Below are 23,449 nucleotides of genomic sequence, written 5' to 3' on the forward strand. Positions count from 1 at the left end.
TCGGTGTCGGACATGCATCAGGGGAGGTCCGCGCGAGCGGGCCTCCCCTGATGTGCGGAGGTACTACCCCTTCAGGTCGGGGCGTGTGTCCCCGTCCTGCGCCTCGAACGGGGTGTCCTCGACGTGTCGCGGGTCACCACCGCTCGGGCCGGTGGTTCCCGCAGTACCCGGAGTCCCTGCAGCACCTGCCGTTCCGGTGTCCATGACGGTGACCACCGGGGGGATGTCGAGGGGGAGGTCCCCACTCGCGCCGATGTCCTTGCCCGGGGCGCCCGGATCCTTCGCGCCGTCCCCGGAGTCCGAACCGCCCTTCTTCAGCACGCCCTTGAGGGAGTCCTGGACAGCGGGTGCCTTGCTCTTGAGGGTGTCGGTGGTCGACGACACCTTCTCCTGCACCTTCGGGTCGTTCCACAGCTTCTGCGCCTTCGACCGGAGCTGCTCGTAACTCTCCCGGCCGGCCCGCGTGCCGAGGACGTAACCGGCAGCCATGCCCGCCGCGAATACGAGTTTGTTCTTCATGCCCTTCTCCCTTCGGTGGATTGCATTGCCTTCGAATCTAGACCACAGCAGGGACGGGAGCGAGGGGAGTTTTCCGCATCGGGCGGCTCCCGGCGCAGGTCAGGACGAGAGGCGCTCCGAGTCGGCGTTCCCGGCGGGGAGGGCTGCGGACCCGGACTGCTCGTCGCGCCGGTCCAGCTCCTCGGTGAGTTCCTCGTGCCGGAACTCGGTCTCCGGCGCGGTGTCGCCGTCGTGGGCGTACTCGTGGTCGAGTTCGCGGTGGATCCTGCTGTTCAGGACCTCGGCCTCGGGGAGGTCGAGTGCGGTGAGGTCTTCCGGGAAGTCCTCGGAGGGCGACAGTCTGGTGGTCATGGTGGCCTGTTCGGTGATTCGGAGTGGATGGTGGAACCGGGCCTGCTGGTGGACCACGCGCGCCGGGCAGTCCGGGCACGGGATCACAGTAGCCGCCGGTCGCAGGGAACGGAAGTCACGGCATCGTCGGTCGGCGGCGGCGGATGTGTCCGTGGCGGGAGTTAGTCTTCCTACCGGCAGAGCACCGACCGGAGGAGGCGCCATGCCCGAGGGTGACAGCGTCTTCCGCCTCGCCGTGCGCCTGCGGCGGTCGCTCGATGGCCGGCCCCTCCGGCGCGGGGACCTGCGCGTCCCCGCGCATGCCACCGACGCCCTGGACGGACAGCGGGTGACACAGCACGTCACGCACGGAAAGCACCTGCTGACCAGGTTCGACGGCGGGCTCACCCTGCACACGCACCTGCGAATGCAGGGTTCCTGGACCGTCACGGGACCGGGCAGGAGGCTCCCGCACCGGCTGCTGCCGGAGGCACGCGTGATCCTCGAGGTCGCCGACGGACCGACGGCGTACGGGCTGAACCTCCCCGTCGTCGACCTGCTGCCCACGCGCGCCGAGCACGACGTCGTCGGGCACCTCGGGCCGGACCCGCTACGGGACGACTGGTCCGCGGGTGAGGCGGTCCGGCGGCTCCGCTGCTCCCCGGGCGAACGCGTGGCCGCGGCCCTGCTGGACCAGCGCAATGTCGCCGGTTTCGGCAATCTCTGGGCGAACGAACTCTGCTTTCTGCGCGGCCTCCATCCCGACACGGCCATCGCCGACGTCGACGTCCCGGCCCTCGTGGCCCTCGGCTCCCGCTGCCTCCGCTTCTCCGCCACGCGGCCCGGCGCCCACCAGGTCACCACGGGGAACACACGCAGGGGCGAGCAGCACTGGGTGGCCGGCCGGGCCGGGAGGCCGTGCCTGCGGTGCGGGACCACCGTGCTCGTGCGGGCCGAGGTGCCCGGTGACCCAGGCCGTCGTCGCACCTGGTGGTGTCCGCGCTGCCAGCCGTCCTCCGGCTGACGGCGTCGCGGGTGGGGGCGCAGGCGAGGCGCGGGTGGGGCGCGGGTGCTGCGGGCGGGATCCGGCAGTGACGCCTGCCTGCTGGGCATTTGCTGTGAAGTGGACCACAATTGGTCCTGCCGCAGGTTTGAGGCTCCTGTGGCGGTTGTGTCGAGGGGAACAGATGAAGCAGAGAACGGCATTCACGGAGACCATCGCATCGCAGGTCGAGGAATTCACGCCGACGTTCGAGGCGCAGGTCGGGCCGGAGCTGGCCGCGGTGTTCGCCCGCGAGCAGGAGGACCTGCGCCGGGCGGGCACGCCGCAGGGAATCGCCCGAGCGGGTGACCGGCTTCCCGATACCCACCTGTACGACGCGGAAGGGCACCGGACCGGGCTGGGGGAGGTGCTCGGGGCGGCGGCGGCGATCCTCATCTTCTACCGCGGCTCGTGGTGCCCCTACTGCAGTATCGCCCTGAAGACCTACCAGCGGGAGCTGCAGCCCGTCGTCGAGGCCTTCGGCACACGGCTCGTCGCTATCAGCCCGCAGGCGCCCCACCACTCGGTGAGGGCCGCCCGCGAGGCGGGGCTGTACCTCACGATGTACTCGGACAGGGGCAATGCCCTGGCCGCCCAGCTGGGCATCGTCACGGTGCCGAGCCGTGAGTCGATCCGCGCGAGGGCGGCCCTCGGCATCGACGTGGCCGATTCCAACATGGACCGCACCGCGGCGATCCCGTTCCCCACGGTGGTCGTCGCCGACGCCACCGGCACGATCCGTCTCATCGACGTGCGGGTCGACTACACCGCGCGGACCGAGGCGTGCGACATCATCGACGCGCTCGTGGCGCTGTAGTCCTTCACGGGCCCGGGCGGTTCAGTACACGCGGGCTGGTCATCAGGGCGCGGACGTCGTCCGCCGTATTGTGCTCGGTGAGGAAGTCCGTCTACGTCATGTACCAGCTCCACAGGGGCTGCGCCTCCAGGATCGACGGCGTCGGAAGGACACCCACCTCGCCCAGTGCCACCGGCCGTCCCTCGGCGAGCGCGACGAGCTCGTCGTAGCTCTCCTGCCCGTACATGTTCTCGTACACGTCGAACGCGAGGATGTCGACGACGTCGTGGCCCGGGTAGCAGTCGGCGTACGGAGCCACGTTCTCGCGGCGCGCATTCGCGTTCCACACCCAGAGGAGGTTGGTGAGCCCGTGCAGCTCGGTCAACCGGGTGTACAGCTGACGGTAGAGCGCCTCGTAACCCCCGGTACCCGGGCGTGTGCCCCACCAGAACCACTCACCGTTCATCTCGTGGTACGGCCGCCAGAGGACGGGGATCGCCGCATCGCGCAACTGCGCGAGGAACCCGGCGACCACGTCGACCTGCGCCTTCCAGCGTTCGTGGGTCGCCGTGCCGGGAGTGAGGAGATCCTGCCAGTCCTGGCCGGAGAGCCTCCCGTTGCAGATGCTGTCCTCGAACGTGACCGGCTCGTCCTCGGTGGGTCGGACCGCATGCCACATGAGGGTGATGACCGACCCTGCGGCGTGCTGGCGCTTCGCCTCGTCGATGATGCCCTGGCGGAAGCCGACCCCGTCCATGGTGCCGTCCGCGGCGAAGCCGAAGTCCTGTCCCCAGACCGCCGGGTAGGCGCCGGCGATCGACGCCGCCTGGTCGCTGTAGTCGGACATCTCGCGCGGCGTGTTGTGCTGCCCGGAGAGCGTCCTGCTGCCCTGCAGGGCGTAGATCCGCTCGAGCAGCCGTGCGGCTTCGGGTGAGGTGTGGGATGTGACGGGCAGGCGGGATGGCATGGTCTTCTCCTCGGAGGAAGGCGTTGATCCGGTGGTCCCGTCCGCCGGTCAGGCGAACGAGACGGAGCGGAGGGTGCGCGGCGACAATCGGTCCTGCAGCACCAGCGTCGCAGCGCCGAGGGCCGCGGCGTCGTTGCCGTTCACGGACAGGCGGACCTCCACGGGGTGGATCGCCCGCGCCATCGCCCGGCGAGCCAGGGCGTCGCTGATGATGTCCACATAGAACCCACCGGCCGTCGAGAAGGCGCTTCCCGCGAGGACGATGAGTTGGAGATCGAGGAGGTTCACCATTGAGATCACCGCACTCGCCACGTACTCGGCGGAATCCTGCATCAGGCGCAGCGCCGTCGCGTCCCCGTTCGTCGCGGCCGTCCCCACGGCGGCGAAGTCCTCCGAGATCACGCCCGTCAGGGGGATGGCGAGCTCCCCCCGCGCCGCGGCGTCGGCGGCCTGCGCCACGACGATCCTCGGGCTCGCGTACAGCTCCAGGCACCCGATGTTGCCGCAGGGGCACTGGAGTCCACGGGCGTCGACCGTCACGTGGCCGATCTCGCCGACGTTGGAACTGACGCCCTGGTAGATGGTGCCGTCCATGACGATGCCGGAGCCGATGCCCGAGCCCATGTAGACGGAGGCGTAGCTCGAGTACCCCTCCGTGGCGCCGAGCCAGTACTCGCCGATGGCCGCCGCCGTGGCGTCGTTGTCGAACTCGCAGTGGAAGCCCGTGGTGGACGTCAGCGCTCGGCGGATGGGGAAGTCGCTCCAGGTCTCGAGGGACGGTGCGTTGCGGACCGTGCCCGTGGCGCGATCGAGGGGCCCGGGCGTCGCGATGCCCATGCCCACGATGCTGCCGCGGTTGACGCCCGACTCGACGATCAGCGCCTCGATGTCCCTCGTCATCCGGCTGACCACGGTCAGGGGGGAGGTGTCGCCCGGGCCGTCGACGCGTCGCCGGCCCACCACATGGCCGCGGAGGTCCGCGATGATGTAGGTGATGTAGTCCTGACCGATATGGACGCCGACGCCGAGGCGCGAGGCCGGATTGAGTTCGAGGAACATCCGGGGCTTGCCGCCCGTCGATTCGCCGCGGCCGGATTCGAGGATGATGTCCTCGGTCAGCAGAGTGCGCACGAGAGTGGAGATGGTGGCCTGGGTCAGGCCCGTCTTCTCGGCGAGTTCCACGCGACTGATCGGTCCGCTTGAGCGAATGAGGTCGATGACCTTCCCTCGGGAAGACTCGCGGCGGCGGGTCTTTTCGATCACGGTCAATGGTAGCCCCGAGGGTGGAGCAGTTGAAGGGGCAACCTTCTCTCCGGGGGGATTCCGGGGCCCGGCCGTCATGCCGCGTCCACGGCCCGGCGCCAGGCCGCCGCGATCTCCCGGTGGCCCTGCGCCGTGGGATGGACGCCGTCGTCGGCGAGACCGGCGGCCCCCGTGCGCTGCGCCAGATCGTTGAGGATGCCGTCCACGGGGACGATCACCGCGCCGAACTCCTCGGCGAGCAGGTGCACGGCGTCGATCCGCGGATCGAGGTCCTCGCGCCAGGAGACCTGGTCCTGATGCACCGGTAGCACGAATGGTTCCAGCAGGACGATCCGCACATCGGGGGCGAGAGTGCCGAGCAGGCGGCGGTAGCGGTTTGTGAAGGCACCGAGATCGGAGGCGATCCCGCTGTCGAAACGGCGCCAGGTGTCGTTGATGCCGATCATCACGGACACGGCGTCGGGCCGTGTGGCGAGTACATCCGTCTCCCAGCGCCGCTCGAGGTCTTCGAGCCGGTCGCCGCCGACACCCGCGTTGAGGACCCGGCACCCCGACAGCGACCCGGACGACGCGAGCTCGCGGACGTACCCGAAACCCAGGTGGTCCGGGTCCTCGCGTCGGCCGCAGTCCGTGACGCTGTCACCGGCGAAAACAAGGCACCCTTCGAGGTTCACGGCGCATCCTTCCATTGGTCACTATATTTAGTAGATTAACTTAGTACAGGTAGATACCGCGGCGATAGGGACCCATGCCACTTCCGGAACCGACCATCAGACATCTCCAGGCAGGAGGCGTCAGCGTCGTCCTCGGCTGCCCGGTGGACCGCCTCCCCGAGGTGCTGTACTGGGGTGCCGCCCTCGGCGACCTGGGGCCGGAGGATCTCGCGGTCGTCGCCGCCCTCGGGGAACCCCTCCTCGAGAACACGACCGACCTCCCGGTCCGGCTGGGCGTCCTGCCCGAGCACGGCGCCGGCTGGATGGGGACGCCCGGGCTGTCCGGGCACCGGGGCGGGCAGGACTGGTCACCCCTCTTCACAGCCGTGCAGCACGACGTCGAGGGCAACCGGCTGCTGGTCCACGCCGAGGATCCGCTCACCCGGCTCGCCCTGGACTACACCCTGGAACTCCTGGCTTCCGGCCTGCTCCGGGCACGCGCCACGATCACCAACCGCGCTCCGGAGGACTACGAGCTGCAGGACCTCGTCGTCGTCCTCCCTCTCGCCCCCGAGGCCCACGAGATCCTCGATCTCGCGGGACGCTGGGCCAAGGAGCGCGTGCCGCAACGCCACCGCGTCACGGTGGGCACGTACCGGCGCGAGGTGCGGCGGGGCCGTACGGGCGCTGATTCACCGACCGTGCTGAGCGCGGGTGTCCCCGGCTTCGGTTTCCGGGACGGCGAGAACTGGGGAGTGCACGTCGCCTGGAGCGGCAACCACCAGTCCTTCGTGGAGCGGATGACGAGCGGGCGGACCGTTATCGGGGGCGGAGAACTCCTCCTGCCCGGCGAGGTGGTCCTCGCCGAGGGGGAGACCTACGCCTCGCCCTGGCTGTACGCCTCCTACGGCCGGGGGCTGGACGACCAGGCCGCGCGATTCCACCGGTGGCTGCGCTCGCGGCCGCAACACCCGGCGTCCGACCGCCCCGTCACGCTCAACGTCTGGGAAGCCGTGTACTTCGACCACCGCCTCGAGCCGCTGCTCGAACTGGCGGAGCGCGCCGCCCGCGTGGGTGTGGAGCGCTACGTGCTCGACGACGGCTGGTTCCGGGGGCGCCGCGATGATTCCGCCGGGCTGGGTGACTGGTTCGAGGATCCGGAGGTGTGGCCCGAGGGCCTGCACCCGCTCGTGGACCGGGTGCGGGCGCTCGGCATGCAGTTCGGGCTCTGGTTCGAACCCGAGATGGTGAACCCCGACTCCGACCTGGCCCGGAACCACCCGGACTGGATCCTCCGGGTCAACGGCCGCCTGCCGCTCGAAGCCCGGAGGCAGCAGGTCCTCGACCTCACCGTCCCGGAGGCGTCCGCCTATCTCCTCGACCGCATCTCGGCTCTCGTCACCGACTACGGCCTGGAGTACCTCAAGTGGGACCACAACCGGGATCTCGTCGACGCCGGATCGGCCGCCACCGGGCGCCCCCGGGTCCACGGCCAGACCCACGCCGTCTACGCGCTCCTCGACGAGCTGCGCCGCCGGCATCCCGGACTCGAGATCGAATCCTGTTCCTCCGGCGGCGCCCGCGTGGACCTCGGCATCCTCGAGCGGACGGACAGGGTGTGGGCCAGCGACTGCATCGACCCGCTCGAGCGGCAGCAGATCCTCCGGTGGACCGCGCAGCTGCTCCCTGCCGAGCTCGTCGGCAGCCACATCGGCAGCGCCGTCTCCCACACCACGGGCCGGGCCTCCTCCCTGGACTTCCGGGCCATCACGGCCATGTTCGGGCACTTCGGCATCGAGTGGGACATCAACGGGCTCGACGACGGCGAACTCGCCGCCGTCGCCGGCTGGGTGGCTCTCCACAAGCGCTTCCGGTCACTGCTCCACTCCGGCACGACGGTGCGCGGTGATACCGCGCTCCGCGAGGTCGCGGTCACGGGGGTCGTCGCTGCGGACGCCTCGGAGGCCCTCTTCTCCCTCTCGCTGCTCGCCCGTCCGTCCACCTGGCCGCCCGGGCTCGTGAAGCTCCCGGGCCTCGACCCCGACGCCCGTTACGCCATCACGCAGGTCGGCGGTCCCGGGCCGTCCGGGCAGCCCTTCACGGCACCCGCCTGGCAGGGCGGGGACCTGGTGGTCAACGGCCGCGTCCTCGGGTCGATGGGCCTCCAGGTGCCCCTGCTGCACCCCGAACAGGCCGTGCTCGTGCACCTCCGGGTGCTGCGCTGAGGCACCTGCGGCTCGCCGGGACGCCCGGCCGGAGATCCCCGGGTGCAAGGATGGAAGGCCCCGACACCCCGCGAGGAGCGACGCCCCGATGCACCTGATTCTTGACCGCGTGCCCTACGACACCCCCGATGCCACAGCGCTGCGCGACGCCCAGCAGGCCGAGCTGCACGTGCGCTACGGCAGCGAGGACCACGAGCCCGGCGAGCCGCCCACGGCGGACAACGTGCCGTTCTTCCTCGTCGCGCGGACCGCGGACGGGACCGCAGTGGGCTGTGGCGGGCTGCGGCCGCTCGGGGCCGGGGGCCTCGAGATCAAGCGCATGTTCGTGCTGCCGGCCCTCCGCGGCCAGGGCGTCGCGACGGCGATCCTGCGGCGCATCGAGGAGGAGGCGCGGACCCTGGGGTGCCCGGAGCTGCTCCTCGAGACCGGAACGGAACAGCCGGACGCGATGCGCTTCTACGAGCGCGAGGGCTACCGCCGCATCGACAACTTCGGCCACTACGCCGGCGAGGCGCACTCGGTCTGCTACGCGCGCACCCTCGCCTGACCGTCTCCGACCGCGGTCGCCCGGCACGACCGCGCCCGGCACGACCGCGCCCGTCCGGCCCGCCTGGCGGTTCCCGGTCCGGCTCAGGACGTGATGTCACCCATCGTGGCGCCGAGGGACGCCAGGAGCGGATCGGCATCGGTGAAGAGCAGGAAGTCCCGTGCACCGGAACCCATCCCGATCCGGCGTCCGGCGATGCGCTCGTCGGCGTAGACGGGCAGGTCGCTGCTGCTGCCGAGGGGCGTGATGGCGCCCGGTGCGTAGCCCGTGATCTCGAGGGCCGCCTCGGGCTCCACGAGGGACGCCCGGTTGGCGCCGAGCAGGGCACGCAGCTTGGACCAGTCCAGGCGCCGCGTGCCGGGGATCAGGACGAACACCGCGGCGCCACCGACCTTGGCCACCATCGTCTTCACGCCGTCGTCGCGTGTGAGGCCCTGGGCGGCGGCCGCGTCGTCGAAGGTGCCGGTGTCGTCCCTGTGCACGAGGGTGACGGCGAGTCCGCGCGCCTCGGCGTCACGTTCGGCGGGCAGCGGGCGTCCGGGGTGGTCCATGGTGCCCATCGTAGGGGCGGTCGAGCGTGTCCGGCACGCCCGACCGCCCGGGCGCGCTACTTCGCGATGATGTCGTCGACGTAGATGGTGCCCCTGGTGACGCCCGCATCGCCCTGGCCCAGGTACAGGCTGAACTGCGTGACCTTCGCGAGCTTCGCCGCGTCGAGCACGGCGCCCGCGTGGGCGGTGTCCCAGGAGGCCGGTTCGAACGCCGAGAACGGGGCCGAGACCTGCAGCGGCGCGGTGCCGGTCAGCGGCACGTTGTACTCGAAGTAGACGCCGTCCGCCACGACCTGAAGCGTGGCACCCGTCCCCGAACCGTCGGGCAGCATCCACGCGCCGAGCGAGGTGAGGCCGGACCAGTCCTGGTCCACCGTCTTGCCGATGCCGGTGTAGTTCTGCGACGCGAAGTCGTAGCTGTAGGACAGGCCGTAGTTTCCCGAGGCCTTCCTGTCGGCGGAGTGCGCGATCGTGTTGACGCCGGCGCTCGTGTAGGCCTCGTCGAGGGTCACGTCGTCGCCGGAGTAGGCCTCGAAGGTGTCCACGACGCCGCGCACGGCGGCCGGCGCAGGGCCGAGGAGCAGGAGGGCCTCATCGGTGAAGGTGGCCTTCGAGCCGCGGCCGTTGCCCTCCGTCACGGTGGCCGTCACGGTGGCGGTGCGGGCCTCCGTATTGCCGTCGGGGATCGTGTAGGTGCCGGACCAGTAGCCCTGCGCGTCGAGGGTCAGGGGCTGCGCGGGGCCGCCGTCCACCGAGTAGGTGGCGTTCACCTTCTTCACGCCCTGCGCGCTGACGCGGATGGTCGTCGTCGGACCCGTGACTCGCTGGCGGTCGGTCGGCGTGACGATGTGCACGGTCGCCTCCTGTGCGGCGGGCAGCGTGCGGCGGGTGAACACGTTCTTCAGGTCGCCCGCGAAGTAGCTGGCGCGATCCGCGTGGAACGCGCGGAAGTCCGGCATCAGTTCGTGCTCGGGGGTGGACCCGAACGCCGGGTACGGCAGGAAGAACTGCTCGAGCCCGAAGTTCGCCCAGGTCTGCGCGTATGCGATCCTCGCCGAATCGGGGTTGCTGCGCAGCGCGTTCAGGATGCTCGTGTACCACTGCAGGTCCGGGTTCTGGCCGTTGGGCTTGAGGGCTCCGCTCATGCCGAACTCGGTGAGCGCGGAGATCTTGCCCTTCTCGTCCGCCATGCGCGAGATCATCGCGGTGTCGGCCACGAGGGAATCGAGCCACTGCTGGCTGCCGTTCGTGCCGTCGTAGAGGTCGTAGCCGAGCACGTCCACGAAGTCGTCGCCCGGGTAGGTCTTGAGGTAGGTCTCCGGTGTGCCGCCGAAGGAACCGTTCGGGGAGTAGGCGTAGAGGAAGTTGTGCACACCCCTGACATCGCGCAGGTACTCCACGGTGTAGCGGAAGATCTCCTTGTACTCGGCGCTGGTGGTGTGGCCGGCACCCCACCAGAACCAGCCGCCGTTGTTCTCGTGCCACGGCCGGAAGATGATCGGGATGTGCTTGCCGGACTCGTTCACGGACTCCTCGGCGACGTCCGCGAAGGCGTCGAGGTACTCGAGGAACGCAGCATTGTCCGGACCGCCGGGCAGGATCTGGCGGACGGCGTTGCCGCCGGTGTCGTTGTAGCGGCCGCCCGTCGCGAAGTTGGGGAAGTGCGCGCTGATCGTATTGATGCCGCCGAGGGCGTCGGCCTTCCGGATGCCGTCGACGAGTTCGTCCACGTTCCGGTCGAGGGAGGCACCGGGGATTCCGGGGCGCTCGTCACCGGTGAGGATCAGCGAGTCCCAGCCGAAGATCGCCGGGTAGTCGCCCACGCCGTTCTTCACGTCCGAGGCCAGCCCCGCGGGTGCGGGGTCGGTGACGGCGTAGTCGGTGGTGTGCTGGTGGCCGAAGAGGATGCCGGTGCCGCGCACCGACTGCAGGTAGGCGAAGAGGGAGCGCGTCTCGTGCGTGGCGTCGCCGTCCACGAGGTCGACGGCGACGGGAGGTCCGGCGCGCTGCACCTCGGGTGACGGCGGTGCCGCGGCGGCCGGCCCGGCGGAGACGAGAGCGGCGGCGAGGGCGCCGACGGCGGCGAGCGTGGTCAGCGCTCTCCCGGGCGGGGTGGAGGGGGTGTCACGACGGAGCAATGCGGTTCTCCTTTGAAGGCATTCCGGATGGAGTCCATCCTGAGACGTAAGTCACAGACTTACTTGACTTAGATAATAAAGTGGCCTAAGAAAGTAGTCAACGGTTCGCCCTCGGGTGGTGGAACCGGCCGGCGGCACCGCAGCCGCCCACAGATGAAAGGTACAAAGATGTCCTCAACACTCTCGGGTTCCCGGCGACTGGGCCTGGCTGCCGCCTCGCTGCTCAGCGTCGCAACCCTCGCCCTCACCGGCTGCGCCGGCGGCGGGGGAGCGTCCAACGAAGGCGCCGGCTCGGACTCCACCTCCGTCACGGTCTTCAACGGAGCCACCGGAACCATCTCCGAGAACTTCAACCCGTTCTCGTCCACCGCGCTCCAGCCCACCCTCGGCGTGATCTTCGAGCCGCTCTTCTGGTACAACGCGGCGTCCGACGAGGCGCCCACCCCGCTGCTCGCCGAATCGTTCGAATGGAACGAGGACGGCACGCAGCTCACCATCAAGACCCGTGAGGGCGTCAAGTGGTCCGACGGCGAACCGTTCACCGCGAAGGACGTGGCCTTCACCTTCAACCTCGTGAACGAGACCCCCGAGCTGAACACCACGGGCCTCGCGGCGACCGCCGAGGCCACGGACGACACCACCGCGGTGCTCACCTTCACCGAGAACTCGTTCATGCAGGAGCCGAGCGTGCTCGGCAACCGCGGCATCGTCCCCGAGCACATCTGGAAGGACGTCGCGGATCCGATCACGGAGACCAACCCGAACCCCGTCGGCACCGGCCCCTTCAAGGTCAAGGACTTCACCGCGCAGAGCTACCTCCTCGAGAAGAACGACGTCTACTGGGAGGAAGGCAAGCCGGCGATCGACGAGGTCCGCTACATCTCGCTCGAAAGCGCCGATGCCGCCACCGGTGCGCTCCTGGCCGGCGAGGTGGACTGGATGAGCTCCTTCCTGCCCGGTCTCGAGCAGATTCTCTCCGACAACGAGAACCTCTCCTACGTCAACACACCCGCGCTGACGGCCTCGATCTTCACCTGCTCCAACGAGGAGCTGGGCTGCAAGGGGCCGCAGACCGATCCCGCGGTGCGCCAGGCCATCTACCAGGGCATCGACCGTGAGCAGCTCAATGCGCTGGCCGGCGGCGGATTCGCTGAAACCGCGTCGCCCACCCTGGTGCTGCCGGAGCGCGACGCGGCCTGGATCGCTGACCCCGAGAACACCGAGACACCCGCCAACGCGAACGTCGAGGAGGCCAAGAAGGTCCTCGAGGACGCGGGCTGGGTCGAGGGTAGCGACGGCATCCGTGAGAAGGACGGCGAGCGGCTCTCCCTCGGCATCCAGACGGTCACGGGCTACAGCGACTTCATCTCGCTGAACGACGCCATGTCCCAGCAACTCCGCGAGGTCGGCATCGAACTCAAGCCGACGCAGATCACCTACAACGAGTGGATCAACAACCTCAACATCGGCTCGTACCAGCTGACGCTCGAGTCCATCGGGCTCCAGCCGTCGAACAACCCGTACTACGCCTACGAGAAGTGGTACAACTCCGCGAACACGACGCCGGTCGGCGAGTCCGCGCTGAACAACAACACCGCGCGCTACAGCAACCCCAAGGTCGACGAGGCACTGGCCGTCGCACGGTCGACCAATGACGAGGCCGTGCAGAAGGAGCAGTACGGCATCATCCAGGACGAGATCGTCAGGGACATGCCCTACATCCCGATCTACGTGAACTCGCTCCTGACGGAGTTCAACACGGAGCGCGCCACCGGGTGGCCCACGAACGAGGACCCGTACGCCCTCGCAGCGACGTGGAAGGCCTGGGACAACGGCATCGTGCTGAAGAACATCACACCTTCCGAGTAACCAGTCCTCCACCCCGTGCCACGGACGGGAGGGATCATCCTCGTGGTGATCCCTCCCGTCCGTGGCCGGGCCTCGACCTGCCGTGGAAAGTCGATTCCCATGAAATACATCCTTCAGAAGCTCGGGTTCTACCTGATTGCGTTCTGGGCCGCACTGACGGTCAATTTCTTCCTTCCACGGCTCCTCCCGGGAAACCCCGTGGACATCATGCTGGCGAAGCTCGCCCAGCGCGGGCCGGTGACGCCGGAAGCGCGGGAAGCGGTCGAACTTCTCCTCGGTACCAATACGGACGCACCGTTGATCGTGCAGTACTGGCAGTACCTCGGGAAGCTCTTCACCCTCGACCTCGGAACCTCCGTCGCCTTCTTCCCTGCATCGGTGACGGACATCATCGGGCAGACCCTGCCATGGACCATCGGCCTCATCGGGATCGCCACGATCATCTCCTTCGTCCTCGGTGTGACGCTCGGCATGCTCGCCGGATGGAAGCGGGGCTCGTGGCTGGACAACCTCATCCCGGTCACCACCATGCTGCAGTCGGTGCCCTACTTCTGGCTCGCGCTGATCCTCCTCTTCGTCCTGGGTGGTATGTGGGGCCTGTTCCCGCTGAACGGCGGCTACAACGTCTACGAGGTGAGCCCGGGCTGGAACTGGCCCTTCATCGGCAGCGTCATCTACTACGGCACTCTCCCTGCACTGACGATCGTCATCTCCTCGGTGGGCGGCTGGATGCTCGGTATGCGCAACATGATGGTGTCCACCCTCTCCGACGACTACATCCTGACGGCGGAAGCCAAGGGACTTCGGCCCAGCCGGATCATGACCACCTACGCCGCGCGCAACGCCGTCCTGCCGTCGGTCGCGGGCTTCGCCATCTCGCTCGGGTTCGTGGTGGCCGGTTCCATCGTCACGGAGGCGGTCTTCTCCTACCCCGGCATCGGCTCGGCGCTCCTCAACGCGGTGGGCAGTAATGATTACTCCCTCATGCAGGGTCTCTTCCTCGTGATCACACTGTCCGTCCTCGGCGCGAACCTGATCGTCGACCTCCTCTACTCGTTCATCGATCCCCGCACCCGGGCCCGAAGCTAGGACTCGCCATGACCGCCACCACCCAGGACCCGGGAATCGCTGCGGCGAGTGCCCGCTCCACCCGGCCCAAACGCGCATTCCCGCCCCTCACACCGAAGCTCGTCATCGGGCTCGTCATCGCCGGCAGCATCACCCTCTTCGGGATCCTCGGTCCGTTCTTCGTCGGTGACCCGTCGACGGTCGACAACGTGGGCCTCGCCGGTCCCGCCGACGGATTCATCCTCGGCACCACGCAGACAGGTCAGGACGTCTTCGCGCAGCTCGCCTATGCCACCCGTGGATCCCTCACGGTCGGCCTGATCGTCGGCGTCCTGACCCTCTTCCTGTCCGCCTTCTTCGGCATCATCGGTGCGTACTTCGGCGGGTGGCTCGACGAGTCCTTCTCGCTCTTCAGCAACGTCATGCTCGTCATCCCCGGGCTGCCGCTGGTCATCATCATCTCCAGCTACGTTCCCGAGAAGAGCATCCTGCTCGTCGCCGTGGTCCTCGCGATCACCGGCTGGGCAGGCTCCGCCCGGGTCCTGCGCGGCTTCACCCTCAGCGTGCGCAACCGCGACTACGTGGCCGCCGCCCGTGTGTCCGGCGAGCGGTCCTGGCGCATCCTGGGCGTCGAGATCCTCCCGAACCTGATCCCCCTGCTCGCCTCGCAGATGGTGTTCGCCATCATCTTCGCGATCCTCGGTGAAGCAGGACTCTCCTTCCTCGGGCTCGGGGCGTCGGACTCCTTCACCTGGGGCACCATGCTCTACTTCGCCCAGAACGGGCTCGCCCTGCGGCTCGGGGCCTGGTGGTGGTTCGTACCACCGGGACTGTTGATCGCCCTGTTCGGCGCGGCGCTGGCCCTCATCAACTTCTCCATCGACGAGATCATCAATCCCAAGCTGCGCTCCCAGACCCGTGCCACCCGGCGCTCCTGGAAGCTCTCCAAGTCCGAACTGCGCACCGCCACGAAGGAGGATGTCCTGTGAGCAGCAGCACCAACCAGGGAGCCCACTCCGTCAGCATCACGGACCTCGGCGCACTCGACACCGCGGACGAGGGCCGGCCCGGACGCGAGCAGCGCAGCGGCCGGGCCGCGGAGGCGCGCGAACACCCGGTCCTGACCATCGACGACTTCAGTGTCGAGTACAAGGGCGAACGCGTGGTCAAGGCCGTGAAGAACGTGAGCCTCACCCTCGGCCGCGGGGAGATCCTCGGCCTCGCGGGGGAGAGCGGCTGCGGCAAATCCACCCTCGCCTACGGCATCAACCGGCTCCTGAAGCCGCCGGCCGTCATCACCGGCGGCAGCGCCCATTTCCACTCGCGCGAAGGCTACGTGATCGACCTCAATGAACTCAGCGGCGAGGAGCTCCGCGCTTTCCGTTGGGACAAGATCGCAATGGTCTTCCAGGGCGCCATGAATTCGCTCAACCCGGTCATCACCATCCAGAGCCAGATCGAGGACATCTTCTCCACCCACCGGCCGGACATGTCGAAGAAGGAGCGCCGCGCGAAATGCGGGGACCTCCTCGAACGCGTGGGCGTGGACCGGAGCCGGCTTCGCTCCTACCCGCATGAACTCTCGGGCGGCATGCGCCAGCGCGTCATGATCGCCATGGCCATGGCACTGGACCCGCAGGTCATGATCATGGACGAACCCACCACGGCCCTCGACGTCGTGGTACAGCGTGACATCCTGCGCGAGATCACCCGGTTGCGGGCCGACCTCGGTTTCGCGGTCGTCTTCATCACGCACGACCTCCCGCTCCTGCTGGAGATCAGCGACCGCATCGCGGTGATGCGCGAGGGGGAGATCGTCGAACTCGGTGACGCCGTCGAGCTGTATACCAACCCGCAGCACGAGTACACCAAGAAACTCCTCGCGTCCTTCCCCAGCCTGACCGGAGCACGCGGCGATTTCATCCGCGGTGGATCGCGGACCCAGAACGGAGACCAGGCATGAGCTCGCTGGAAGTCAAGGACCTCGTCAAGGAGTACAGGCTGCGCAACGGGCGCCACTCCAGCACCCTGAAGGCGGTGAACAACGTCAGCTTCTCGATCGACAGCGGGCGCACCGTGGCCCTCGTGGGGCAGAGCGGCAGCGGCAAGTCCACCCTGGCGAAGCTGCTCATGCAGCTCGAGAGGCCCACGTCCGGCAGCATCCTGCTCGACGGAGCCCCCGTCAGCCGACGCGGCGCGGGCCTGCGGCAGTACCGCAGCGACGTGCAGATGGTGTTCCAGGACCCGTTCGCCTCGCTGAACCCGTACCACACCATCGCCCACCACATCGGGCGCCCGCTCATCCTGCACGGCAAGGCCAAGGGCCGCGACGAGGTGATGGCCGGCGTCACCAAGCTGCTCGAACGCGTGCGGCTCGACCCGGACATGGCGCAGCGCAAACCGCACGAACTCTCCGGCGGGCAGCGCCAGCGCATCGCCATCGCCCGCGCGCTCGCCCCCGAACCGAAGATCCTCGTCGCGGACGAACCCGTCTCGATGCTCGACGTCTCGATCCGCCTCGGCGTCCTGAACCTCCTCGCCGACCTGCAGCGCGAGGAGAACCTCGGGGTCTTCTACATCACCCACGACCTCGCCACGGCACGCCACTTCTCGGACGACATCCTCGTCATGTTCAAGGGCGAGATCGTGGAGCGCGGCCCGGCCGACGACGTGATCCTGAACCCGCAGCACGAGTACACGCAGTTGCTCGCCGAGGCCGCGCCGAACCCGGAGAAGCGCCTCAGCGCCTGATCCCCGCAGGTCCCCGAACCACCGGCAGCCCCCGCGGCGCCGCAGACCCACCACTGGAGTATGTGCATGAACCACACGACCACCGCCCCGCAGACCCTCGACCTGGGCGGCACCTGGCACCTCGCCTGGACCACCGGACCGGACGACTCGCCGTCGTACGCCACGGGGGGCGCGGCCATCCCCGCCACCGTGCCCGGACAGGTCCACACCGACCTGCTGGCCGCCGGGCTGCTGGAGGATCCGGACGTCGGCCTGCGCGAGGCGGACCAGATGTGGATCGGGCACTCGCAGTGGACCTACTCGCGGACCTTCACGTGGGACGGCACGTCCGAGGAGCGGACCGAGCTCGTCGCCGACGGCCTCGACACCTTCGCGACCGTGCGCCTGAACGGGCACGACGTCGCCGTCACGGCGGACCAGCACATCGGGTACCGCTGGGACGTCGCCCACCTGCTCGCCCGCGGCGAGAACCTCCTCGAGATCACGTTCGGCTCCGCCTGGGACGCGGCCCACGAGTGCGAGGTCCAGCTCGGCGGCGAACTGCCGCGCCCCTACGACGAGCCCTACCCCTACGTGCGCAAGAGCGCCTGCAACTTCGGCTGGGACTGGGGGCCGCACTACGTCACGGCCGGGATCTGGCAGCCGATCCGCCTCGAGTCCTGGTCGCGCGGGCGCATCGTCTCGATCCGGCCCGACACCGCGCTCCACGAAGGACCCGGCGGCACGACGGCGACCGTCGGCGTCAGCGTCGGTATCGAGCGTCCCGACCCGGCGTCGGCGCTGACCCTGACTGCGGTCCTCACCGCACCGGACGGCTCCGAGGCCGCGCGGTTGAGCGTCCCCGCCGACGCCGACGACGTCGTGCTCGCACTCGACGTCGCCGATCCCGAGCTGTGGTGGCCCGTGGGGCTCGGCGCCCAGCCGCTCTACGGCCTGTCCGTGGTCCTCCACGACGACAGCGAGGACGACGCACTGTCCGCCGGCACGCGCCGCATCGGCCTGCGCACCGTGACGGTGCAGGAGGAGCCCGACGCGATCGGCACGACCTGGGCCCTGGCGGTCAACGGCCGCCGCGTCCGCGTCCGCGGCTACAACTGGATCCCGGACGACCCCTTCATCGCCGAGGTCACCGACGAGCGGCTCGGGCAGCGCCTCGACCAGGCGGTCGACGGCGGCGCGAACCTCCTGCGCGTCTGGGGTGGCGGCTACTTCTCGACCGAGGAGTTCATGGCCGGCTGCGACGAACGCGGCCTCATGGTCTGGCACGACTTCCTGTTCGCGTGCGCGGCCTACGACGAGTCCGACGCCATGATCGAGGCCGTGACCACCGAGGCCGAGCAGGCGGTGGCCCGCCTGTCCTCGCACCCGAGCCTCGTGATCTGGTGCGGCGGCAACGAGTGCGTGTGGGGCATGTACGACTGGGGCTGGCCCGAGGTCCTCGACGGACGCCCGTACGGCGCCGCCTTCTACACGGAGGTCCTCCCGGGCGTCATCGACCGTCTCGACCCCTCCCGCCCCTACGTGCCCAACAGCCCGTGGTCCGGGTCCCTGGACAAGCACCCGAACGACCGCGACGCGGGGCCCGTGCACATCTGGGAGGTCTGGAACAACGTGGACTACGTCCACTACCGCGACGTCGACCCGCCCTTCGTCTCCGAGATGGGCTGGTGCGCACCCCCGGCCTGGTCCACCCTGCAGCGCGTCGTGACCGAGGGGGACCTCGTCCCGGAGAACCCGCAGGTGGCCCACCACATGCGGGCCGCCGACGGCATGGAGAAGCTCGCCCGGGGCCTCGAGCCCTACTTCGGCGCTCCCGAGGCGGCCGAGGACTGGCACTACCTGACCCAGATGGTGCAGGCCCGCTCGCAGGCCGCCGGCGCCGAGTGGCTGCGGACGCGCGAGCGCTGCGCGGGCGTGGTCATCTGGCAGCTCAACGACTGCTGGCCCGTGCTCAGCTGGTCCGCCGTGGACGGCGACGGCATCGAGAAGCCCGTCTGGTACGCGCTGCGCCGCTCCTTCGCCGACCACCTGCTGGCGATCGTCCCCGTCACGGCCGGCGGGACGGACGACCCCACGGGCCCGGACGGGCTCGAAGTGGTGCTGGTCAACGACGGCCTGTCCGCCTGGGTGGCCGACGTCGTCGTGCGCCGCCTCGCGCTGGACGGGACGGAGCTCGCCCGCGAGACCCTTCCGCTCACCGCCGCGGCGGACGGGACGGTGCGCGCACCCCTCCCCGAGGGCCTCGCCGCCGTCAGCGACTCCGAGTTCCTCGTGGCCGACGCGGACGGGCTGCGTTCCACGTGGTTCTTCGTACCCGACGCCGCGCTCGCACCCACGGCACCGCGCTTCACTGCGGAGGCCTCGGCCGACGGCGGCACCGTGCGCGTCAGCGTGCATGCGGAGACGCTCCTGCGCGACCTCTGCGTCTTCGCGGACCGCCTCGCCGACCTGCTCGGCGTGAGTGCCCCGGAACTAGCGGTGGACGACATGATGCTCACCGTGCTGCCCGGGGAGACCGCGGTCTTCACGATCAGCCGGCGCGACGGCGGTCCGCTCGACGCGCCCGCCGATCTCTCGGCCGCCACGCTGTTCCCCGTGGTCCGGTGCATCGGCGACCGCCCGTCCCTCGTGCCTGCCGGTCCGGGCGGGGCCGCAGGGGACGCGACGCGATGATCGCCGGCATCGAGACCGGCGGCACCAAGGTGATCTGCGCGGTCGCCGACCCGCAGGATCCCGGCGTCCTCGTGGACCAGGCGCGGATCGACACGACCTCCCCGGCGGAGACCCTGGCGGCGGTGCGGGACTTCCTCGCCCCGCACGCAGCCGACGGCCGGTTCGACGCGGTGGGCATCGCGTCCTTCGGGCCGGTCGAGGTCGACGCCGCGGCTGCCCGCTTCGGCTGGATCACCTCCACCCCGAAGCCCGGGTGGCGGAACACCGACCTCGTCGCGGGCCTCGACCTCGCCCCCGGGACCCCGGTCCGTCTCGTGACGGACGTGACGGGCGCGGCACTCGGCGAGCACCGGTTCGGTGCGGGCCGCGGCGTCAGCGACCTCGTCTACGTGACGGTGGGCACCGGCGTCGGCGCCGGGATCGTGGTCAACGGCGTGCCCTTCACCCTCCGCAGCCACCCCGAACTCGGGCACCTGATCATCCGGCGGCACGCGGACGACTCCTTCGCGGGCGTCTGCCCGTTCCACGGGGACTGCCTCGAAGGGCTCGCCTCCGGGCCCTCGGTCACGGCCCGGTGGGGGAGGCCGGGCACCGACCTCGGGTCCCTGCACCAGGACGCCGTCGCCCTGTCCGCCTACTACATCGCACAACTGCTCGCGACGGTCACGTACGCGGTGGCCCCGCAGCGGATCGTCGTCGGCGGCGGGGTGCTGAAGACGGCGGGACTGCTCGACGCCGTGCGGGAGCAGCTCGCGCTGCTCGTCGGCGGGGCGCTGGCCGAGCACCCGCTCATGGATCCGGGCAGCGGGTACATCGTCCGGCCCGCACTGGGCGACGAGTCCGGGGTCCGCGGCGCCCTGTCGCTCGCCGGCGACGCCCTGCCCCTCGGCGCGGTGCTGGCGACGGCCGGCTAGCGCCCGGAGCCGCGTGCTCAGGCCGCGGCGGTGCTGGACCTCACCACGAGTTCGCTGACGGGCATGGAACGGGTCTGGATGCTGCCGGCGTCGAGCAGGGCGAGCAGCAGTTCCGCCGCCACCCGTCCCTGCATCCCCGGGTTGCGGGACAACGCCGTGACGGCGGGCGACGCGAGCTGGCAGTGGAGCGAATCGTCCCAGCTGACGATCGCAACGTCCCCCGGGCAGCGCAGCCCGAGCTCGCGGAGGGCGAGGAGCCCGCCCATGGACATGAGGTCGTTCCCGAAGACCATCGCGGTCGGCCGGTCCGCGGGCGCGTGCAGGAGGGATACGACGGCGTCGTGCCCGGCCTCGAGCGCATAGTTCGCTTCGTACGGGACCACGTCGATGCCGTGCTCGGACGCGCACTCCGCCACGCCGCGGATCCGCTCCTCCTCGTGCAGGAACGTGCGGGGACCGGAGACGTGGGCGATCCGCCGGTGCCCGCGGTCGTGGAGGTGGCGGACGATCGTGGCGGCGTCCATGGCGTGGTCCGTCGTCGTCCCGGAGAACGCGGGCGGCGCCGCCGACTCCGGTGCGCCGTGCAGCACGAACGGCAGGCCCAGCCGGTCCAGGAGGGCGGGACGGGGATCGTCGTGCAGGTGGTCGAACACCAGGACGCCGTCCACCTTCCGCTCGCCCGCCCAGCGCTCGTAGGTGGCGCGCTCCTGCGCCGGGTCCTTCCCCACCATCCGCAGCATCAGGGCCATGTCCCCTTCGGCGAGGGCGGTCTCGATGCCCGCGAGCATCGCCATGTAGTACGGCTCGGTGCCGATCAGGACGGGATCGGCGGACAGCACCATCCCCACGGCCCCCGCCCGCGACCGGGAGAGGGCGCGCGCGGACGAGCTCGGGTACCACTCGAGTTCCTCCGCGAGGTCCAGGACGCGGCGCCGGGTCAGCTCGCTGACGCCCGGCTGGCCGTTGAGGGCGTAGGACACGGATGCCTTCGAAATGCCCAGCCTCTTCGCCAGACCCGCAATGGTTTCCTTGGCCATGGCTTACACAATAGCCCCAGGAATTGCTTGACCCGTCCCGGCATATCCCCTAGGTTCATGTAGTACCTGAACCGGTTCAGTAATCCCATTTTCTCAGCGAGGAGAATTCTCCGTGACGTATTCACTCCAGCTCTACACACTGCGGACGGCACTGGGGGAGGACCTGCCGGGCACCATCAAGCGCGTGGCCGCACTCGGCTACACCGCCGTCGAGCCCTACAACTTCGTGGCCACCGCCGACGAGCTCGCGGCCGCACTCTCGGAGAGCGGACTCGCCGCCCCGTCCGGCCACGCGCCGCTCCTCCGCGCCGACCAGGACGAGATCTTCGAGGCGGCCCGCAAGCTGGGCATCGGCACCGTGATCGACCCCCACGTGGAACGCTCCCACTGGACCACGGACGAGGACATCAGGGCCACCGCCGAGGCCCTGAACGCCGCGGCGAAGAAGGGTGCCGAGTACGGCATCACCGTCGGCTACCACAACCACGAGTTCGAGCTCGAGGAGCGCATCGACGGCACCTCCGCGCTGGAGGTGCTCGCCGGCTACCTCGATCCCGCCGTGGTCCTCGAGGTGGACACCTACTGGGCCGCCGTGGGCGGTGAGGACCCCGTGGAACTGCTCCGCCGCCTCGGTGACCGCGTGCGCTTCGTCCACATCAAGGACGGCCCGCTCACCAAGAACGACAAGGAGCAGGTGGCCGTCGGATCCGGGAAGATGCGCGTCTGGGACGTGCTCGACGCCGTTCCCGGCCTGGAGGCCGCCGTCGTCGAACTCGACGATTTCGAGGGCGACATCTTCACCGCCGTCACCGACAGCCTCGCGTACCTGAACGAGGGAAGGAAATGAGCGCCCCCATGAACACCGAGCGCACGGGCCCCGTCGGCGTCGCCGTCATCGGCGCCGGGGTCATCAGCAAGGAATACCTGACCAACCTGACCAGCTTCCCGGACGTGAAGGTGCACATCGTCGCCGACATGTTCGAGGAGGTCGCGGCCGCCCGCGCCGCCGAGTTCGGCGTCCCGGCCTCCGGCGGTGTCCAGGACGCCCTGGACCACCCCGACGTCGAGATCGTGGTCAACCTGACCATCCCCGCCGCGCATGTCGAGGTGGCGACCGCCGCCGTCAACGCCGGCAAGCACGTGTGGAGCGAGAAGCCCTTCTCGCTGGACCGCGAGAGCGGCATCGGCCTGCTGAAGACCGCCGACGCCGCCGGTGTGCGCCTCGGCTGCGCCCCCGACACCTTCCTGGGTGCGGGCCTGCAGACCGCGCTGCGGCTCGTGGCGCGCGGCGACATCGGGGTCCCCCTGACGGCGCTGACCCTGATGCAGTCCCCGGGCCCCGAGTCCTGGCACCCGAACCCCGCCTTCCTCTTCCAGGAGGGGGCCGGTCCGCTGTTCGACATCGGCCCCTACTACCTGACCACCCTCGTGCAGACCTTCGGCGCCATCACGAAGGTGGCCGGGTTCGGCTCGAAGTCCCGCGAGACCCGGACCATCGGATCGGGCCCGAAGGCCGGCGAGGTCTTCGACGTCACCGTCCCCTCGCACGTCAGCGCGATCGCCCAGTTCGCGAACGGCGAGTCCTCGCAGAGCATCTTCAGCTTCGACTCACCGCTCAAGCGGGCCGGATTCGTCGAGGTCACCGGCACGGAGGGGACGCTCGCGTTCCCCGACCCGAACAACTTCACCGGCGACCTCACGCTCACGCGCCGGGGGAGTGACGAGCCGGAGACCATCCCCGCGATCGGTGCGACGTCAACGCGCGGCAGCGGCGTGCTCGAGATGGCACGCGCCCTGCGCGAGGGCCGTCCGCACCGCGCCCAGGGCGAGACGGCCTACCACGTGCTCGACGCCATGGTCTCGATCTCCGAGAGCGTCGAGACGGGGGAGTTCGTGTCGCTCTCCAGCTCGGCGACCGCCGCCGAGCCGCTCCCCGAGGACTGGGACCCGTACGCTTCCACCCTCTCCTGATCGCGGCGGGCGCCACGGAGTTGCTCCGTGGCGCCCGCCGTCCAGGCCCGACGGCGGCCACCCTGCCGTCCCCACCCCACGAACGGAAGAACGCCCCATGACTTTTGTGCCTGTTGAGACTCGTTATGCTTCGAT

General features: G+C 69.7%; 21 protein-coding genes. 13 read left to right on the top strand and 8 right to left on the bottom strand.

The annotated features are described in order from the left end of the window. Positions 1 to 63: 63 nt before the first annotated feature. Both AC4D2C_RS04575 and AC4D2C_RS04580 read right to left on the bottom strand, forming a co-directional pair. The gene (locus tag AC4D2C_RS04575) at positions 64 to 519 is read right to left on the bottom strand and encodes a YtxH domain-containing protein (RefSeq protein WP_490912950.1); all 456 of its coding nucleotides are present in this window, start codon (positions 517 to 519) and stop codon (positions 64 to 66) included. 99 nt (positions 520 to 618) lie between these two features. Continuing rightward, positions 619 to 870: a hypothetical protein gene (locus AC4D2C_RS04580; RefSeq protein ID WP_490912952.1), complete on the bottom strand. Its 252-nt coding sequence runs from the start codon at positions 868 to 870 to the stop codon at positions 619 to 621. A gap of 202 nt (positions 871 to 1,072) precedes the next feature. On the opposite strand from AC4D2C_RS04580, the gene AC4D2C_RS04585 reads away from it, so the two are divergent. Further along, positions 1,073 to 1,873 carry a DNA-formamidopyrimidine glycosylase family protein gene (locus tag AC4D2C_RS04585; protein ID WP_490912953.1) on the top strand — a complete coding sequence of 267 codons (801 nt, stop codon included), beginning with the start codon at positions 1,073 to 1,075 and terminating at the stop codon, positions 1,871 to 1,873. 163 nt (positions 1,874 to 2,036) lie between these two features. Then, positions 2,037 to 2,708 carry a peroxiredoxin-like family protein gene (locus AC4D2C_RS04590; protein ID WP_490912955.1) on the top strand — a complete coding sequence of 224 codons (672 nt, stop codon included), beginning with the start codon at positions 2,037 to 2,039 and terminating at the stop codon, positions 2,706 to 2,708. Between the two features lie 91 nt (positions 2,709 to 2,799). Here the strand turns inward: AC4D2C_RS04590 and AC4D2C_RS04595 are convergent, their stop codons facing one another. The 3 genes from AC4D2C_RS04595 to AC4D2C_RS04605 all read right to left on the bottom strand — a co-directional run bounded on the left by AC4D2C_RS04595 (position 2,800) and on the right by AC4D2C_RS04605 (position 5,591). After that, positions 2,800 to 3,654 (bottom strand): glycoside hydrolase family 26 protein, encoded by an 855-nt coding sequence (locus AC4D2C_RS04595; RefSeq protein WP_490912957.1) that lies wholly within the window; start codon positions 3,652 to 3,654, stop codon positions 2,800 to 2,802. 48 nt (positions 3,655 to 3,702) lie between these two features. After that, positions 3,703 to 4,917, bottom strand: coding sequence for an ROK family protein (locus tag AC4D2C_RS04600; protein ID WP_490912958.1), 1,215 nt, complete (start codon positions 4,915 to 4,917; stop codon positions 3,703 to 3,705). Between the two features lie 74 nt (positions 4,918 to 4,991). Further along, positions 4,992 to 5,591, bottom strand: coding sequence for an SGNH/GDSL hydrolase family protein (locus tag AC4D2C_RS04605; protein WP_490912960.1), 600 nt, complete (start codon positions 5,589 to 5,591; stop codon positions 4,992 to 4,994). A 74-nt stretch (positions 5,592 to 5,665) separates the two neighbouring features. Here AC4D2C_RS04605 and AC4D2C_RS04610 point away from each other — a divergent pair, with 74 nt between their 5' ends. Together AC4D2C_RS04610 and AC4D2C_RS04615 are read left to right on the top strand one after the other, a co-directional pair. Then, positions 5,666 to 7,795: an alpha-galactosidase gene (locus tag AC4D2C_RS04610; RefSeq protein WP_490912962.1), complete on the top strand. Its 2,130-nt coding sequence runs from the start codon at positions 5,666 to 5,668 to the stop codon at positions 7,793 to 7,795. Positions 7,796 to 7,883: 88 nt separating this feature from the next. Continuing rightward, positions 7,884 to 8,342, top strand: coding sequence for a GNAT family N-acetyltransferase (locus tag AC4D2C_RS04615; protein WP_490912964.1), 459 nt, complete (start codon positions 7,884 to 7,886; stop codon positions 8,340 to 8,342). A gap of 83 nt (positions 8,343 to 8,425) precedes the next feature. Here AC4D2C_RS04615 and AC4D2C_RS04620 read toward each other — a convergent pair whose 3' ends face one another. After that, entirely contained in the window at positions 8,426 to 8,893 is a 468-nt protein-coding gene (locus AC4D2C_RS04620; RefSeq protein WP_490912966.1) for an aminoacyl-tRNA deacylase, read from the bottom strand. Positions 8,894 to 8,949: 56 nt separating this feature from the next. Further along, positions 8,950 to 11,031, bottom strand: coding sequence for a glycosyl hydrolase (locus AC4D2C_RS04625; protein WP_490912967.1), 2,082 nt, complete (start codon positions 11,029 to 11,031; stop codon positions 8,950 to 8,952). A 168-nt stretch (positions 11,032 to 11,199) separates the two neighbouring features. Between AC4D2C_RS04625 and AC4D2C_RS04630 the strand changes: the two genes are divergently transcribed. From AC4D2C_RS04630 to AC4D2C_RS04660, 7 genes are all read left to right on the top strand, one after another. Beyond that, on the top strand, positions 11,200 to 12,900 hold the full coding sequence (locus tag AC4D2C_RS04630; RefSeq protein WP_490912968.1) for an ABC transporter substrate-binding protein: 1,701 nt from the start codon (positions 11,200 to 11,202) through the stop codon (positions 12,898 to 12,900). Between the two features lie 99 nt (positions 12,901 to 12,999). Further along, entirely contained in the window at positions 13,000 to 13,989 is a 990-nt protein-coding gene (locus tag AC4D2C_RS04635; RefSeq protein WP_490912970.1) for an ABC transporter permease, read from the top strand. An 8-nt stretch (positions 13,990 to 13,997) separates the two neighbouring features. Beyond that, a complete protein-coding gene (locus tag AC4D2C_RS04640; RefSeq protein WP_490908347.1) occupies positions 13,998 to 14,957 on the top strand; it encodes an ABC transporter permease in 960 nt (319 codons plus the stop codon). Positions 14,958 to 15,088: 131 nt separating this feature from the next. Further along, the gene (locus AC4D2C_RS04645) at positions 15,089 to 15,931 is read left to right on the top strand and encodes an ABC transporter ATP-binding protein (RefSeq protein ID WP_490913043.1); all 843 of its coding nucleotides are present in this window, start codon (positions 15,089 to 15,091) and stop codon (positions 15,929 to 15,931) included. Continuing rightward, positions 15,928 to 16,719, top strand: a complete 792-nt coding sequence (locus tag AC4D2C_RS04650; protein ID WP_490912972.1) for an ABC transporter ATP-binding protein — start codon at positions 15,928 to 15,930, stop codon at positions 16,717 to 16,719. Before AC4D2C_RS04645 ends, AC4D2C_RS04650 begins: the two co-directional genes overlap by 4 nt. A 66-nt stretch (positions 16,720 to 16,785) precedes the next feature. After that, positions 16,786 to 19,392 carry a glycoside hydrolase family 2 protein gene (locus AC4D2C_RS04655; RefSeq protein ID WP_490912974.1) on the top strand — a complete coding sequence of 869 codons (2,607 nt, stop codon included), beginning with the start codon at positions 16,786 to 16,788 and terminating at the stop codon, positions 19,390 to 19,392. Continuing rightward, entirely contained in the window at positions 19,389 to 20,306 is a 918-nt protein-coding gene (locus AC4D2C_RS04660; protein ID WP_490912976.1) for an ROK family protein, read from the top strand. Before AC4D2C_RS04655 ends, AC4D2C_RS04660 begins: the two co-directional genes overlap by 4 nt. A 17-nt stretch (positions 20,307 to 20,323) precedes the next feature. Here the strand turns inward: AC4D2C_RS04660 and AC4D2C_RS04665 are convergent, their stop codons facing one another. Continuing rightward, complete coding sequence (locus AC4D2C_RS04665) at positions 20,324 to 21,343, bottom strand: LacI family DNA-binding transcriptional regulator (protein WP_490912978.1); 1,020 nt, start codon at positions 21,341 to 21,343, stop codon at positions 20,324 to 20,326. Positions 21,344 to 21,455: 112 nt separating this feature from the next. Between AC4D2C_RS04665 and AC4D2C_RS04670 the strand changes: the two genes are divergently transcribed. Next, on the top strand, positions 21,456 to 22,190 hold the full coding sequence (locus tag AC4D2C_RS04670; protein WP_490912980.1) for a sugar phosphate isomerase/epimerase family protein: 735 nt from the start codon (positions 21,456 to 21,458) through the stop codon (positions 22,188 to 22,190). After that, positions 22,187 to 23,314, top strand: a complete 1,128-nt coding sequence (locus tag AC4D2C_RS04675; RefSeq protein ID WP_490912982.1) for a Gfo/Idh/MocA family protein — start codon at positions 22,187 to 22,189, stop codon at positions 23,312 to 23,314. Before AC4D2C_RS04670 ends, AC4D2C_RS04675 begins: the two co-directional genes overlap by 4 nt. Positions 23,315 to 23,449 lie beyond the last annotated feature (135 nt).

It is taken from the genome of Arthrobacter sp. TJ-240, assembly GCF_058269195.1.